Origin of the sequence: Halomonas gemina, assembly GCF_023554995.1 — a bacterium.
GTDB classification, from domain to species: Bacteria; Pseudomonadota; Gammaproteobacteria; order Pseudomonadales; family Halomonadaceae; genus Halomonas; species Halomonas gemina.
The window spans coordinates 434,867-449,772 of record NZ_JAMJPK010000003.1; the positions used below are offsets into that span (position 1 = coordinate 434,867).

14 protein-coding genes are annotated in these 14,906 nt (G+C 68.8%); 9 read left to right on the top strand and 5 right to left on the bottom strand.

Going from position 1 to position 14,906, the window contains the following annotated elements:
• Positions 1-4 precede the first annotated feature (4 nt).
• The 4 genes from glcE (at position 5) to M8009_RS08735 (ending at position 3,396) form a co-directional block, all read left to right on the top strand.
• Complete coding sequence (gene glcE / locus M8009_RS08720) at positions 5-1,108, top strand: glycolate oxidase subunit GlcE (protein ID WP_250060433.1); 1,104 nt, start codon at positions 5-7, stop codon at positions 1,106-1,108.
• 1 nt (position 1,109) lies between these two features.
• Positions 1,110-2,342 (top strand): glycolate oxidase subunit GlcF, encoded by a 1,233-nt coding sequence (gene glcF / locus M8009_RS08725; protein ID WP_250060434.1) that lies wholly within the window; start codon positions 1,110-1,112, stop codon positions 2,340-2,342.
• Between the two features lie 227 nt (positions 2,343-2,569).
• A complete protein-coding gene (locus tag M8009_RS08730; protein ID WP_250060435.1) occupies positions 2,570-2,971 on the top strand; it encodes a GlcG/HbpS family heme-binding protein in 402 nt (133 codons plus the stop codon).
• 158 nt (positions 2,972-3,129) lie between these two features.
• On the top strand, positions 3,130-3,396 hold the full coding sequence (locus M8009_RS08735) for a DksA/TraR family C4-type zinc finger protein (protein ID WP_250060436.1): 267 nt from the start codon (positions 3,130-3,132) through the stop codon (positions 3,394-3,396).
• Between the two features lie 35 nt (positions 3,397-3,431).
• On the opposite strand, the gene M8009_RS08740 is transcribed toward M8009_RS08735, so the two are convergent.
• Together M8009_RS08740 and M8009_RS08745 are read right to left on the bottom strand one after the other, a co-directional pair.
• A complete protein-coding gene (locus tag M8009_RS08740; protein WP_250060437.1) occupies positions 3,432-3,734 on the bottom strand; it encodes a hypothetical protein in 303 nt (100 codons plus the stop codon).
• A gap of 199 nt (positions 3,735-3,933) precedes the next feature.
• Positions 3,934-5,595: a BCCT family transporter gene (locus M8009_RS08745; RefSeq protein WP_250060438.1), complete on the bottom strand. Its 1,662-nt coding sequence runs from the start codon at positions 5,593-5,595 to the stop codon at positions 3,934-3,936.
• A 105-nt stretch (positions 5,596-5,700) separates the two neighbouring features.
• Here M8009_RS08745 and M8009_RS08750 point away from each other — a divergent pair, with 105 nt between their 5' ends.
• The 3 genes from M8009_RS08750 to M8009_RS08760 are packed head-to-tail and all read left to right on the top strand — an operon-like array spanning position 5,701 to position 9,136.
• Complete coding sequence (locus M8009_RS08750) at positions 5,701-6,621, top strand: DMT family transporter (RefSeq protein ID WP_250060439.1); 921 nt, start codon at positions 5,701-5,703, stop codon at positions 6,619-6,621.
• A gap of 54 nt (positions 6,622-6,675) precedes the next feature.
• Entirely contained in the window at positions 6,676-8,262 is a 1,587-nt protein-coding gene (locus M8009_RS08755; RefSeq protein ID WP_250060440.1) for a bifunctional GNAT family N-acetyltransferase/carbon-nitrogen hydrolase family protein, read from the top strand.
• Between the two features lie 4 nt (positions 8,263-8,266).
• The gene (locus M8009_RS08760; protein WP_250060441.1) at positions 8,267-9,136 is read left to right on the top strand and encodes a M90 family metallopeptidase; all 870 of its coding nucleotides are present in this window, start codon (positions 8,267-8,269) and stop codon (positions 9,134-9,136) included.
• Here M8009_RS08760 and M8009_RS08765 read toward each other — a convergent pair.
• On the bottom strand, positions 9,073-9,951 hold the full coding sequence (locus M8009_RS08765) for a LysR family transcriptional regulator (RefSeq protein WP_250060442.1): 879 nt from the start codon (positions 9,949-9,951) through the stop codon (positions 9,073-9,075). The genes M8009_RS08760 and M8009_RS08765 overlap by 64 nt on opposite strands.
• 123 nt (positions 9,952-10,074) lie before the next feature.
• Between M8009_RS08765 and M8009_RS08770 the strand changes: the two genes are divergently transcribed.
• Positions 10,075-11,250 (top strand): TauD/TfdA family dioxygenase, encoded by a 1,176-nt coding sequence (locus M8009_RS08770; protein ID WP_250060443.1) that lies wholly within the window; start codon positions 10,075-10,077, stop codon positions 11,248-11,250.
• 72 nt (positions 11,251-11,322) lie between these two features.
• Here the strand turns inward: M8009_RS08770 and M8009_RS08775 are convergent, their stop codons facing one another.
• Both M8009_RS08775 and M8009_RS08780 read right to left on the bottom strand, forming a co-directional pair.
• Positions 11,323-12,651: a glycosyltransferase gene (locus tag M8009_RS08775; protein ID WP_250060444.1), complete on the bottom strand. Its 1,329-nt coding sequence runs from the start codon at positions 12,649-12,651 to the stop codon at positions 11,323-11,325.
• On the bottom strand, positions 12,648-13,598 hold the full coding sequence (locus M8009_RS08780; protein ID WP_250060445.1) for a LysR family transcriptional regulator: 951 nt from the start codon (positions 13,596-13,598) through the stop codon (positions 12,648-12,650). Before M8009_RS08780 ends, M8009_RS08775 begins: the two co-directional genes overlap by 4 nt.
• 109 nt (positions 13,599-13,707) lie before the next feature.
• Between M8009_RS08780 and M8009_RS08785 the strand changes: the two genes are divergently transcribed.
• The gene (locus M8009_RS08785) at positions 13,708-14,781 is read left to right on the top strand and encodes a tartrate dehydrogenase (protein WP_250060446.1); all 1,074 of its coding nucleotides are present in this window, start codon (positions 13,708-13,710) and stop codon (positions 14,779-14,781) included.
• Positions 14,782-14,906: the final 125 nt, after the last annotated feature.

A 14,906-nucleotide genomic window follows, 5' to 3' on the forward strand; every position in this document is an offset into this window, starting at 1 on the left:
CCCCATGGTGGAGACACGACCCCAATCGACCGACCAGGACATCAGCGAGGCGCTCGCCGAACGCGTTTGCCGGGCCACGGCCGAGGGCAGCCCGCTGCGCATCGCCGGCGGTGATACCAAGGCCTTCTACGGCCGCCCCGTCGACGGCGAGACACTCTCCACCCGCGAGCACCGCGGGATCACCTACTACGACCCGGTGGAGCTGATCGTCTCGGTACGCAGCGGCACGCCGCTGGCCGAGCTCGAGGCCACACTGGCCGACAACGGCCAGATGCTCGGCTGCGAGCCGCCCCACTTCGGCGCGGATGCCACCGTGGGCGGCATGGTCGCCACCGGCCTCTCCGGCCCCCGCCGGCCCTGGGCCGGAAGCGTGCGCGACTTCGTGCTGGGCACCCGGGTGATCACCCACGAGGGACACCAGCAGCGCTTCGGCGGCGAGGTGATGAAGAACGTCGCCGGCTACGACCTGTCGCGGCTGATGGTCGGCGCCCAGGGGACCCTGGGGCTGGTCACCGAGGTCTCGCTCAAGGTGCTGCCCAGGCCCGGCGCCAGCCACAGCCTGCGCCTCGAGATGCCGCTGGCCGACGCCCAGGCGAGGCTCGCCGAGTGGGGGCGCCAACCGCTGCCCATCACCGCCGCCGCCTGGCACGCCGGCGCCCTGCACCTGCGCCTGGAGGGCGGGCCCAGCTCGGTCGCCGCCACCCGCGAGCGCCTGGGCGGCGACGACCTGGACGCGGCGTTCTGGACGGCGCTTCGCGAGCAGACGCTGGACTTCTTCTCCCGCGATGACACCCGCGCCCTGTGGCGCCTCTCGCTGCCCCACAACACGCCCTCGCTGGCGCTTGCCGGCGTCGAGGAAGCGGACCTGCTCCACGACTGGGCCGGCACCCAGCGCTGGCTGCGCAGCGACCTGGACGCCGACACCCTCCGCGAGGCCTGCGCCCGTGCCGGCGGCCACGCCACCTGCCTGGGCACCCGCGAGGGGCCGGGCCAGGCCGACCCCTTCATGCCGCTGGAACCGGTGGTGGCGAAGTACCATCGAAACCTGAAGGCCCAGCTGGACCCGAAGGGCATCTTCAACCCGGGCCGACTCTACGCGGAGCTCTGAGATGCAGACGCACTTTACCGAGGAAGACCTCAAGAAGCCCCATATCCGCGAGGCCGACCGCGTCCTGCGCAGCTGCGTGCACTGCGGCTTCTGCAATGCCACCTGCCCCACCTACCAGCTGCTCGGCGATGAGCGCGACGGTCCCCGCGGGCGCATCTACCTGATGAAGGAGATGCTCGAGAGCCCGGAGGACGACACCCAGGTCACCGAGGAGACTCGGCTGCACCTCGACCGCTGCCTCACCTGTCGCAACTGCGAGACCACCTGCCCCTCCGGGGTGGAGTACCACAAGCTCCTCGACATCGGCCGTGCCGAGATCGAGCGTCGGGTGCCGCGCAGGCCCGCCGACCGCGCTCTGCGCTACGGGCTGCGCAAGGCGCTGGTGGAGCCCGGGCGCTTCAAGGCGCTGCTCAAGCTGGGCCAGACCTTTCGGCCGCTGGTCCCCGGCGCCCTCCGGGATAAGATGCCCCCGACCCCGGTGGATGCGGGGACCCGCCCCGAGGGCAGGCGCCACGCGCGCCAGATGCTGATCCTCGAGGGCTGCGTGCAGCCCGGGCTCTCGCCCAACACCAATGCCGCCACCGCCCGGGTACTGGATCGCCTGGGGATCGGCCTGACCCCGGCCCCCGAGGCCGGCTGCTGCGGCGCCATCGACTTCCACCTCAATGCCCAGGATGACGGCCGCGCCCGCATTCGCGCCAACATCGACGCCTGGTGGCCCCACGTGGAGGCCGGCTGCGAAGCCATCGTGCAGACCGCCAGCGGCTGCGGCGCCTTCGTCAAGGAGTATGGCGAGATGCTCGCCGACGACCCCGACTATGCGCACAAGGCCGAACGCATCAGCGCGCTCGCCAGGGACCTGGTGGAGGTGCTGCGCGACGAGGACCTCGCCACGCTGGAGGTGAAGGAGCGCCGCCGGCTCGCCTTCCACTGCCCCTGCACCCTGCAGCACGCCCAGAAGCTCGGCGGCGCCGTGGACCAGGTGCTCGGCCGGCTCGGCTTCGCCCTCACCCCGGTGCAGGATGCCCACCTCTGCTGCGGCTCGGCGGGCACCTATTCCATCACCCAGCCGGAACTCGCCACCCAGCTGCGCGACAACAAGCTCGACAACCTCGAGGCCGGCAACCCGGAGGTGATCGTCACCGCCAATATCGGCTGCCAGACCCACCTTGCCGGGGCCAATCGCACCCCGGTCCGGCACTGGATCGAGATCGTCGACGAGGCACTGACATGAATGATCGTCACCGCGCTCAACCATTCAGCTGCCAGACCCACCTTGCCGGGGCCAACCGCACCCCGGTCCGGCACTGGATCGAGATCGTCGACGAGGCACTGACATGAATGATCGTCACCGCGCTCAACCATTCAGCTGCCAGACCCACCTGGCCGGGGCCAATCGCACCCCGGTCCGGCACTGGATCGAGATCGTCGACTAGGCACTAACCCCCTAAGGAGAACCCCATGCAGACCAAGCCCGTACTGACCCTGGATGACGTCAACGCCATCCTTGACGCCGCCCAGCAGGAAGCCCAGGCCAACGACTGGGCCGTGACCGTGGCCGTGGCCGACGATGGCGGCCACCTGCTCGGCCTGCGCCGCCTCGACGGCGCCCCGCCCTTCAGCGCCGACGTCGCCACCGAGAAGGCGCGCAACGCCGCCATCGGGCGCAAGGAGACCCAGGTCTTCGAGGACATGATCAACAATGGTCGGACCGCCTTCGTGACGGCCCCCATGCAGGCCCTGCTGGCCGGCGGCGTACCGGTGCTCGTCGATGGCCAGGTGGCCGGCAGCGTCGGCATCTCCGGGGTCAAGCCCGACCAGGACGTCCAGGTCGCCAAGGCCGGCGTCGCCGCCATCGGCTGATCGCCTCACGCCCTGCGTCGTTCCAGGCCCCGCCATTACGGGGCCTGCTTGCTCATGGGTTGCCCCTCGAGGGCGATGCAGAGCGAAGGCCGGATGAATGGTCCAGACTGAGGCGGAACCCGGACATGACGGCGCGACAGGCGCCGCAGGAGACAATCATGGCAGGAGGGTGGTCGAGGGATGGTGCCGTCCAGGAGCAGATCGACAGCACCGTCGAGGATGCACTGGCGCGTTCGCGCCGCCAGCTACCGGGCGGCGAGAGCGCCCAGCACTGCACGGAGTGCGGGGAGCCGATTCCTCAGGCGCGCCGCGAGGCGATCAGGGGGGTGCGCTTCTGCATCACCTGCCAGGCCGAGCGCGACAAGCGCCCCTCGGGGCACAGCGGCTACAATCGCCGCGGCAGCAAGGACAGCCAGCTGCGCTGACGTACTCCCGCTTGCGCTCGGAAGAGCACTGTCACTCAGGACGCACCTTCCTCGTCGTCCGTTTCATTACGCTGCTTTTCACACTCCTCCTGCTGATCGCCTTCCTCCTTGTCCCCTTCAGCAGGGGGGCAACCGAACCAGTTCTCCGTGGGCTCGGCCCCGCCTCCCGGCGCCTCCGTAGTGCCCTGCTCGTTTGAGTCGGCCTTCTCGAGATGCTCCTCCATTCGCTCGTCGGCTGCAGCCGAGCCGTTCTCGCTACCCGACGATCCCGAGGACTCCTGGGCGACTGCCGTCGTCGCCAGCAGGATAAGGGCCAGTATGGCCAGCAACTTGTTCATTTGCAGACTCCTTGCAAGTGGCCAGAGTGTCGTGTCATGCCGCCCCTTGAGCTAAGCGGTAATTTGCCGGGATCACAAGTGGGATCTCGTCACGGCAATCGCCCTCGCCTGCACCTCACTGCACACCCTGGCCTTGCCGGACCAGTCGCAGCTCACCACCAGGCAGCGCGACCACAAGCTCGGCAAGGCCGAGGGAGCTTCATGGCGAGCCCTCGCGGCGTAGCTCGCCATTCAGCGCCTTGATGATGGTGTAGCACATCACCAGCATCACGATGGAGAACGGGATCGCCGTGGCCGTCACCCCGGCCTGTAGCGCCGAGAGGCCACCGCCGAGCAGCAGCACGATGGCAACCAGCCCCTCCACCGTCGCCCAGAACATCCGCTGGGTCCTGGGCGCATCGACCTTGCCGCCGGCGGTAATGGTATCGATCACCAGGGAGCCGGAATCCGACGAGGTAACGAAGAAGATCAGCGCCAGCACGATGGCGATGGTCGACATCAGGCCGGTCAGCGGCAGCTCGTTGAGCATGCCGAAAAGCGACAGCTCTGGGCTGTAGTTGTCGATCACGTACTCCTTGACCAGGCTGGCGCCCGGATTGGCATACAGCTGGTCCAGCGCGGTGGAGCCGACGACGCCCATCCAGATGAAGATGAACAGGCTGGGAATGATCAGCACACAGGTCACGAACTCGCGGATGGTGCGGCCGCGCGAGACCCGGGCGATGAACATGCCGACGAAGGGTGCCCAGCTGATCCACCACGCCCAGTAGAAGATCGTCCAGGCCTGGCGATAGGCATCATCATCGCGCCCGAACGGCGCCGACAGTGCGACGAAGTCCGTCACATAGGTCGTGAGCCCCGTCCAGAACCCGCTCAGGGCCACCAGGGTCGGGCCGGCGAACAGCACGAAGAAGAAGAACAGCACGGCCAGGATCATGTTGAGCTCGGAGAGCTTCTTCACGCCGCCGTCGAGCCCACGCCAGACGGACACCAGCGCCACCGCCGTCACCAGGATGATGATGATGACCTGTGTGGCGGCACTGACCTCCAGGCCAAAGACGAAATTCATCCCCGCATTGGCCTGCTGAGCACCGAGGCCCAGGGAGGTTGCCAGGCCGAACAGGGTGGAAAACACCGCCAGGATATCGATGGCATGGCCCCACCAGCCCCAGACGCGATCGCCGAGGATCGGAAAGAACGCCGAGCGGATGGAGAAGGGTAGTCCCTTGTTGTAAGTGAAGATGGACAGCGCCAGCGCCATCACCACATAGACGGCCCAGCCGTGGATGCCCCAATGCAGATAGGTGCCGGCCAGGCCCAGGGCCGTCGCTTCAGGAATGGCTTCCGGATTCAGCACCCCGTCGGATCCGAAGGGCGAGGAAATACCGAGTGGCAGTGAGACATTGGCATGATAGACCGGCTCGAGCACACCGAAGAACAGCAGCCCGATCCCGATGCCGGCGGCAAATAGCATCGAGAACCAGGAGAGATAGCCGTAATCCGGCCGGGCATCGGGGCCGCCCAGCCGGATCTTCCCATAGGGCAGGAAGATCAGCGCCACGCAGAACAGGATGAAGAAGTCCACCACGATCATGAAATACCAGTCCAGCCTGCCGGTCGAGAAGCCGACGATGGACTGGAAGGTGCTCCCGGCTCGCTCTGGAAACAGCAGGGTGAGGATGATGAAGACGACAGCCGCAAGCGCCGATACCACGAAGACCCGGTTGTGGATATCGAAGCCGAAGGGCCCCAGCTGCCCCTCGATATTGTCCTGGCCGACGACGTAATCCGTCTCCATCTCGCTGGTCGCGGCGTGCGATGACGTCTCGCTCGGGTCACTCGGGTCGCTCGGATCACTCATGAAAGACGTCCTCTGTTGATGGGATGTCAGGGATCATCAAATTACTATGCGCCTCTTTCAAGCCTCTGGCAGCATGAGGCCCTGATTCGACATGCCGAGGATGCCATGCCGCTGCTCTACTTCCTGCCCCCGCTGGGCGCCGTACTGATCTGGTCAGGCAACATGACCATCAACCAACTCACCGTGGGCAGCATCGCGCCGAGCAGCATCGCCTTCCTGCGCTGGGTGCTGGCGCTGGCGGTGCTGACCCCCTTCGTGCTGCCCGTGGCCTGGCGCCATCGCGACGCCATCCGCCGCCAGTGGCCGAAGCTCGCCCTGCTGGGACTGCTGGGCATGGCCATGTGGCAGGGGCTGGCCTATGTGGCCGCCGAGACCACCAGCGCTACCAACATGGGCATCCTGGCCGCCATGGTGCCGCTGCTGACCGTGCTGCTCAGTGCGCTGATCCTGCGCGAGCCGCCCAGCCTCGGCGGCACCCTGGGCGGGGCGCTGGCGCTGGCCGGGGTGTCGGTCCTGCTGGGGCACGGCGACCCGCGGTCGCTGCTCGAGCTGGAGGTGGCCCTCGGTGACCTGCTGATGGTGGTAGCCGCCACCTGCTATGCCCTCTACGGGGTGATGCTCAAGCGCTGGCCCCTGGACATGCCGCCCTGGGTGGTGCTCTACCTCCAGGCGGCCTTCGCCACCCTCTTCCTGCTGCCCGGCTACCTGGTCGGCCCCATGACGCCCGTGGATGGCCACAACGTCTGGCTGATCCTCTATGCGGGCATCCCCGCCTCGATCATCACCACCTTCCTGTGGATGCGGGCCATCCGCCAGATCGGCGCCAGCCAGGCCAGCATCTTCATCAACCTGATGCCGGTGTTCAGCGCCCTGATCGCCATGGTCTTCCTCGGCGAGCGGATCGCGCTGTTCCACCTGACCGGCGGGGCCCTGGTACTGGCGGGGGTCATCATGGCCCAGACCCTCACCCGGCCGCTGGGAAGGCTCCCTGCGCGGGCGACGCGCCTCGACCGGGGGCCGCGCTGAGCATGGTAGACTGCGGCGAGACTCCCCCCCCCTGACCCGAAGGAAGGACGCGCCATGTCCCTCGATGACCTGCATCTCAACCTGCGCAACCTGACCCCGGACGACTACCCGCAGCTCCAGGCGCTGATGGACCGGGTCTACGACGACATCGGCGGCGCCTGGCCCAGGCCCACCATCGACAAGCTGATCAAGGAGTTCCCCGACGGGCAGATCGTCATCGAGGATGACGAGACCATCGTCGGCGTGGCCCTGACGGCGCTGGTGGACTACGACACCTTCTCAAACCCCCACCGCTACGACGACCTGATCGGCAAGCGCGAGACCATCCTCAACGACCCCGATGGCGACGCCATGTACGGGCTCGACGTGCTGATCCACCCGGACTATCGCGGCTACCGGCTGGGCCGGCGCCTCTACGAGGCGCGCAAGGAGCTGTGCCGCTCGATGAACCTGCGGGCGATACTGGCCGGCGGGCGTATCCCCCAGTACCACGAGCACGCCCAGGAGCTCTCACCGGCCGAGTACCTCGACAAGGTCGCCCGCAAGGAGATCCACGACCCCATCCTCTCCTTCCAGCTGGCCAACGACTTCCAGGTCAAGCGCCTGCTGCGCAAGTACCTGCCGGAGGACGAGAAGTCCCAGGGCTATGCCACCCTGCTGGAGTGGAACAACATCCTCTTCGAGCCGGCGGAACGGGTGCTGGAGAACCGCCCCACCCAGGTACGGGTCGGCGCCGTGCAGTGGCAGATGCGCGAGATCGACTCGGTGGAAGCGGTGCTGCAGCAGGTGGAGTACTTCGTCGACGCCCTGGCCGACTACCAGAGCGACTTCGCGGTCTTCCCCGAACTCTTCAATGCGCCGCTGATGGGGCTGCAGGACCGCGCCGCCCAGCAGGACCAGATGGCCGCCATCCGCTTCCTGGCCGGCTTCACCGAGCAGTTCAAGACCGAGCTGTCGCGCATGGCGGTCTCCTACAACATCAACATCGTCGCCGGTTCGATGATCGAGGTGGGCGAGGACGACCGGCTCTATAACGTCAGCTATCTCTGCCATCGTGACGGCGAGATCGATCGCCAGGCCAAGCTGCATATCACGCCCCAGGAGCGCCGCGACTGGGTGATCGAGGGCGGTGACGAACTGCTGGTCTTCGAGACCGACGCCGGCCGGGTAGGCATCCAGATCTGCTATGACGTGGAGTTTCCCGAGCTCTCGCGCCTGCTCGCCGACCAGGAGATGGACATCCTCTTCGTGCCCTTCTGGACCGACACCAAGAACGGCTACCTGCGGGTGCGCCACTGCGCCCAGGCACGGGCCATCGAGAACGAGTGCTACGTGGTGCTGTGCGGCAGCGTCGGCAACGTGCCCTCCGTCGAGAACATGGAGATCCAGTATGCCCAGTCGTCGGTCTTCTCGCCCTCGGACTTCGCCTTCCCCCACGACGCCGTGCTCTCCGAGACCACGCCCAATACCGAGATGATCATGTTCTCGGACCTCGACCTGACCCGGCTGACCGTGGTGCGGGCCGAGGGCTCGGTGACCAACCTCAAGGACCGCCGCAAGGACCTCTTCGACCTGCGCTGGCGAGACTGGTCCTGGAAGTCCGGGGGCCGGCCTCCCGGGGGCAACCTGGAGGAGAGCTGAGGCCATGCTCGGCCGGCTGCTGCGCCTGGGAAGCCGGCGCTTCGAGGAGCGCCACCCCTTTCCCGAGGCGCTGTGGCGCGAGGCCCGGGAGCGCGTGGCGCTGCTCGCCGCCCTGCCCGACGACCAGGCCGAGCGGCTCGGCCATCGCGCCTGGCAGTTCGTGCATGCCAAGCGCCTGAGCCTGCATCCGGACCTCGCCGGCGCCGTGACCTTCGACGACCCTGCCCGGCTGGCGCTGGCGGCCCAGGCCTGCCTGATGACGCTGGGCTGGGAGGAGGACGAGCACCGCGAGGCCTTCGCCAACGTCCATGAGATCCTGATCCTGCCGGAGGCCTTCCAGCGCCGGGTGGAGGAGATGGACGAGGCCGGCGTGGTCCACGAGTACGTCGACGAGCGCGCCGGCGAGACCTCCTCCCAGGGGCCGGTGGTGGTCTCCTTTCCCGACCTGATGGAGAGCGGCGACTTCTCGGGTTTCAACGTGCTGATCCACGAGCTGGCCCACAAGCTCGACCTGGGCAACTCCCTGGATGTCGACGGCTTCCCGCCCCTGCCCCGGGAGATCGACCCGAAGGAGTGGCACCGGGTCTTCATGGGCGTCTGGGAGGACCTGCAGTCGCGGCTGGCGCACGGCGAGCCGACGCCCATCGACGACTATGCGGCGACCCACCCCGGCGAGTGCTTCGCGGTCTGCTGCGAGCACTTCTTCACCGCCCCGGACGTGCTGCACGCCGCCTATCCCGCGCTCTATGCGCTGCTGGTGCGCTACTTCCGCCAGGATACTCTGGCGCGCTGCCCCCCGGCCTCGGCGGCTCACCCCGGGTCGGCATCCACTTCGCGGCAGAGCCACGACCACAGCAGCGACGCCTCCTCCTGACGCTGGCCGCGGGCCGGGCGCACCAGCCAGAAGCTCTCGTCGCTGGGCACGGCAAGCTCGAACGGCGCAACCAGGTCATCACGGCTCTCGAGCAGGCGGCGGTGGATCAGCGCCACCCCACCGCCCAGGCGGGCCAGGGCCAAGGTCATGACCTGGTTGTCGCAGGTCAGCGCCGGGGAGCGCTGGTCGAGCCCCGCCACCCCGGCGCGCTCCAGCCAGCTCGGCCAGCCCACGGCGAAGCCTGCCGCATGCAGCAGGGTCACGCCCGCCAGGTCGGCCGGCTCGCCCAACCCTTTCGCGACCGCCGGGGCACAGACTGGCAGCAGGCTCTCCTCGCCCAGCGACAGCGCCTCCATGCCCGACCAGCCACCGCGCCCGTAGCGAATCTCGATATCCGCCCCCTCGGGGCCGAACTCGTCAGACCAGATGGCGCTGACCAGACGCACGGCGATCGCCGGATGGGCACGATGGAAGGCCAGCAGCCGGGACGCCAGCCAGTTCTGCTGGATGACCGGCGTGGTGCGCAGCGTGACCGAGCGTGCCGGTGCACTGCCGAAGACCTCGCGGGTGCCTTCGCCGATGCGCGCGAACCCCTCGTGGATGCTGGGCAGCCAGGCCTGGCCCGCCGGCGTGAGCGAGAGGCTGCGCGGGTGACGCACGAAGAGCTTCTGCCCCAGGCGGTCCTCGAGCAGGCGGATGCGCTGGCTGATGGCCGCCTGGGTCACCCCCAACTCGCGACCGGCGGCCGTGAAGCTCAGGGTGCGCGCGGCCGCCTCGAAGGCCTGCAGCCAGGTCAGCGGAGGCAGGGCACTCATGAAATAGCCATCCATAAGCTGTGCTTGGTCATAGGGGCCAGATTAATCGTTTGTCAGCCGACCGGCCAGTCGTCACCCTCGGGGCTCCCCGACACCGCAATGGACATTCCCGAGGAGAACTGGATGGACGCCGCTGCCCCCCACGCCGCCACCGCAAAGCCGCTGGAAATGCACGAACTGGCCCCCTACGCCGAGGCGCCGCGGCTGCGCGACGGCCGGCCCGACGAGGCGGGGATCACGTTGGCCTGGGAAGACGGCGAGCAGGCCCGCCTGCCCTGGCTGTGGCTGCGCGACCACTGCGCCTGCGACGCCTGCCGCCATGCCCAGACCCGCGAGCGGCTCGTCCTGCCGCTGGCCGCCATCGCCCGCCTCCGTGAAGCCCGCGTCGAGGCCGGCCACCTGCACCTGGCGTGGCAGGATGGCCACCAGAGCCGCTTCGACGGCGGCTGGCTGCATCAGCGGCGCCCCGGCGTCGAGGCGCCCGCGGCGCTACCCGCCCCGCGTCCCTGGCCCGAGGGCTTTCGACCCGAGCGGGTCGACCACGCCGACTTTACCGGCCATGTCGAGGGCGAGCGGGCCTGGCTCGAGGCCCTGTTGCGCGATGGCCTGGTGCTTCTCGAACAAGGCCCGCTGGCCGACGAGGAGGTCAGCCGGCTCGCCACGCGCATCGGCCCGCTGCGCCCGACCAACTTCGGCGCCCGCTTCGATGTGCGCTCCAAGCCCAACCCCAACAATGCCGCCTACACCGCCATCGGCCTGGCGCTGCACACCGACCTGCCCAACTGGCGCCAGCCGCCGGACATCCAGCTGCTCTACTGCCTGGAGAACGACGCCGAGGGCGGCGAGTCGCTGTTCGCCGACGGCTACCGGGTCGCCGAGGCCCTGCGCCGCGAGGACCCGGAGGCCTTTCGCCTGCTCAGCGAGACGCCTATCGACTTCCGCTTCCAGGACGAGGAACAGGACATCGCCGTGCGCGCGCCGATCCTCGCCTGCGACGCCGAGGGGCGCGTGGTGGAGGTGCGCTTCAACAACTGGATCCGCGACACCCTGCGCCTGCCGGCGGAGACCCTCGAGGCCTGGTACGCCGCCTACCATCGCTTCTGGGCGCTGCTGCACGAGCCTCGCCACCGGCTCGAGTTCAGCCTGGCCCCGGGCGAGATGGTCGCCTTCGATAACCGCCGCGTCCTTCATGGTCGCGGTGCCTTCGACCCCGACAGCGGGCGGCGCCACCTGCAGGGCACCTATCTCGACCGCGACATGCTCGAGTCGCGACTGCGGGTGCTGGCGCGCGAGGCCTGACACGACCGGCCATAGGCCGGCCCGGCCCGTCTGCTGTCGCTTTCCCAGCAGCAAAGGCGCCCGCTGACAGGGCTATTTCGGCGGCAGCTCGCTCTCGTCCTGCGCCCGGTGGCCGGGCCACCAGGTGGGGCGATCCTGCTCCCACTCCTCCTGCACCAGGTGGCGCAACAGGCGGCCACGATGGCGTAGCATCTGCCACTCGGCCCCCAGCCGGTGGCGCACCCGCTCCCAGCCGCCCTCGTCGGCATGCGTGAAGGGGCCACCGCGGGCGATGGCGAGGCGATAGACCGCCAGGCAGCGCTCGGCGCAGTGCCCCTCGTCATAGTCGGCGGCGGTCTCGAGGGCGGCCTCGGCCAGCGGCAGGCGGACACCGGGATCCGCCAGGGCGACCAGCGCCTCGGCCATGGCATCCACGTCGTCCCCGGCGAGCAGCCGCCCGTTGCGGCCATCGGCCACCACCTCGCGCACCCCGGGGGCATCGATGGCCACCACCGGCAGGCCGGCGGCCATGGCCTCGGCCACCACCATGCCCTGGGTCTCGCTGTGGGAGGCGAAGGCGAAGACGTCCATGGCGTGGTAGGCATCGATCAGCGACTGGCCCTGCAGGCGGCCGGTGAAGTGCAGGCGTCCCGCCACGCCCCGGGCCTCGGCCAGTGCCTGGATATCGCGGCGGGCCTCGCCCTCGCCCACCACCAGGAAGTGGGCCCCGGGTTCGCCCACCAGCGCCTCGGCTACCGCCTCGGACAGGAACGCCAGGTTCTTCTCCAGCGCCAGGCGCCCCAGGTGGCCGATCACGTAGGCCCCATCAGGAATGCCCAGTCGCCCGCGCCAGTCCCGGCCATCGCCAAGGGCAAATCGCGCGGTATCCACGCCGCTCGGCACCACGCTGATGCGGGGATTGGCCTCGCGCCGGCGCAGCAGGTCACGGATGCTCTCGCTGGGCGCGATCACCTCGTCGCACAGCCAGGTGTACTGGGTGGCGAGCGCCACCGCGAAGCGCTGCATGCGCGGCGAGTCGCCGGGCACGTAGTGGGTGTAGTGCTCGTAGAGGGTGTGATGGGTGAAGACCAGGGGCAGGCCATAGGTCTCCGCCGCCCGGGCGGCCGTATCACCGAGCAGGAAGGGGTGGTGGGCATGCACGATGTCGGGATCGAAGGCCTCGATCGCCTCGTGGAGCTGGCCGGGGATCGGTACCGGCAGCGAGAAGTCGCTGCCGTTGAAGTGCTGCACCGCCGCCACCCGTACCACATCGTCTTCCTCGCGGGGCTGCCCCTGCAGGCGCGGCGCCACCACCAGCACCCGGTGGCCGGCGGCCTGCAGCTGGCGCTTGAGCCGCTGCACCGATTCGCTGACCCCGCCGACGATGGGCAGGTAGGTATTGGTGAACATCAGCACATTCACGGAAACAGGGCTCCTCGACTGGCGGTGGCGACATTCTGCCGGGTAGGCACGCGGCTGGCCATCTCCTGTTCAAGATAGGTGACGAAGGCGCGGATGCGCGCCGGTACATGCCGGTGCTGGCGGTAGACCGCATGGAAATCGGCACGCACGCCCTGCCAGTCGGGCAGCAGTTCGACCAGGCGACCGCGGGCCAGGTGGTCGTGCACGTCCCACCAGGAACGCAGCGCGATACCGTGCCCGTCCAGCGCCAGCCGCATGATCACCTCGCCGTCGTTGCTGGCCAGCGGGCCGGCCACCTTCACCGCCTGCTCCACCGTGGGGTCGTCGCGGCGCTGGAAGCGCCACACGGCGAAGTCGCTGTCGTTCTCGCGCAGCAGCAGGCACGCCTGCCCCGAGAGGTCGGCCGGCGAGCACAGGGGCGGCAGGGACGCCACCCGGGCAGGGGCGGCACAGAGCACACGGCGGTTGGCCAGTATCCGGCGGGCCACCAGCCGGGAGTCCGGCGGCTCGCCCACGCGGATGCCGATATCGAAGGCCTGGTCGCCCAGGCTCAGCGGGAAGCCGGAGAGCTCCAGGCTCGCCTCGATGCCGGGATGGTCCCGGCAGAAGGCCGAGAGCAGCGGGGCCACGTGGCGACGGCCGAAGCCGAAGGTGGCATTGACCCGCAGCGGACCGGAGAGCTCGGCACGATGCTCGCCGAGGGACTCCTCGAGCTCGCTGAGCTCCTCGAGGATCATCCCGCCCCGCGCCAGGTAGCGCTCTCCCTCGGCGGTCAGGGCCAGGCGCCGGGTGGTGCGGCTGGCCAGCTCCACGCCCAGCCGGGCCTCGAGCTGCTTGAGGCGCTTGCTCACCGCCGACAGCGACAGGCCCAGTTCGCGGGCGGTGGCGGTGAGGCTGCCGGCATGAGCCAGGCGGCGGAAGAACGCCAGGTCATCGAGGGACGTCATGCCATTCTCCACTCCCGTTCAACAATGAGTTGAATAATACCTCGATTATCTTTCCTCCGTGCAGGACTAGACTGGCAGGCACGACCCATGCACCCCCAGGAGGCATTCCATGACCCATCGCATCGCCGTCATTCCCGGAGACGGCATCGGCAAGGAGGTGATGCCCGAGGGGCTTCGCGCCCTCGAGGCCGCCGCCGCGCGCTTCGGCATCGACCTGGAGCTCGAGCATTTCGACTTCGCCAGCTGCGACTACTACGCCGAGCACGGCCAGATGCTGCCCGACGACTGGTTCGAGCAGCTCAAGGACGCCGATGCCATCTTCTACGGTGCTGTGGGCTGGCCAGAGACGGTCCCCGACCATATCTCCCTATGGGGGTCGCTGCTGCAGTTCCGTCGCCGCTTCGACCAGTACGTCAACCTGCGCCCCTGCAAGCTTCTGCCGGGCGTGAAGAGCCCCCTGGCGGATCGTGAACCCGGCGATATCGACTTCTACGTGGTGCGCGAGAACACCGAGGGCGAGTACTCCAGCGTCGGCGGCAAGATGTTCGAGGGCACCGAGCGCGAGGTGGTGATCCAGGAGACGGTAATGACCCGCACCGGGGTCGACCGGGTGCTGAAGTACGCCTATGAGCTGGCCCAAAGCCGCCCTCGCAAGAAGCTCACCTCGGCCACCAAGTCCAACGGCATCGCCATCACCATGCCCTGGTGGGACGAGCGCGTGAAGGCGATGGGGGCGCACTACCCCGAAGTGTCGGTGGACCAGTTCCATATCGACATCCTCGCCGCCAACTTCGTGATGCACCCCGACTGGTTCGACGTGGTGGTGGCCAGCAACCTATTCGGCGACATCCTCTCCGATCTGGGCCCGGCCTGTACCGGCACCATCGGCGTCGCCCCCTCGGCCAACATCAACCCGGACGGCCACTTCCCGAGCCTCTTCGAGCCGGTCCACGGCAGCGCCCCGGACATCGCCGGCAAGGGTATCGCCAACCCCATCGGTCAGGTCTGGTCCGCCGCCATGATGCTCGAGCACCTGGGCCACCCGGCGGCCGGCCAGGCCATCGTCGATGCCTTCGAGGCGGTGCTCGCCGAGGGTGACAAGGCGGTGCTGACGCCGGATGTCGGCGGCCAGGGCACCACCGAGGCCCTGGGCCGTGCCATCGCCGAGCGCATCGCCGGCTGACCGAGCCCACTGTCATGATGCACGACGGCCACCGCCCCAGCGGTGGCCGTCGTCGTTCCTGCGCCCGGCATCCCCCGGGAGCGGCGCTCGATCATCTCCTCGTCGAGCCCCTCCTCCCGGCCGGT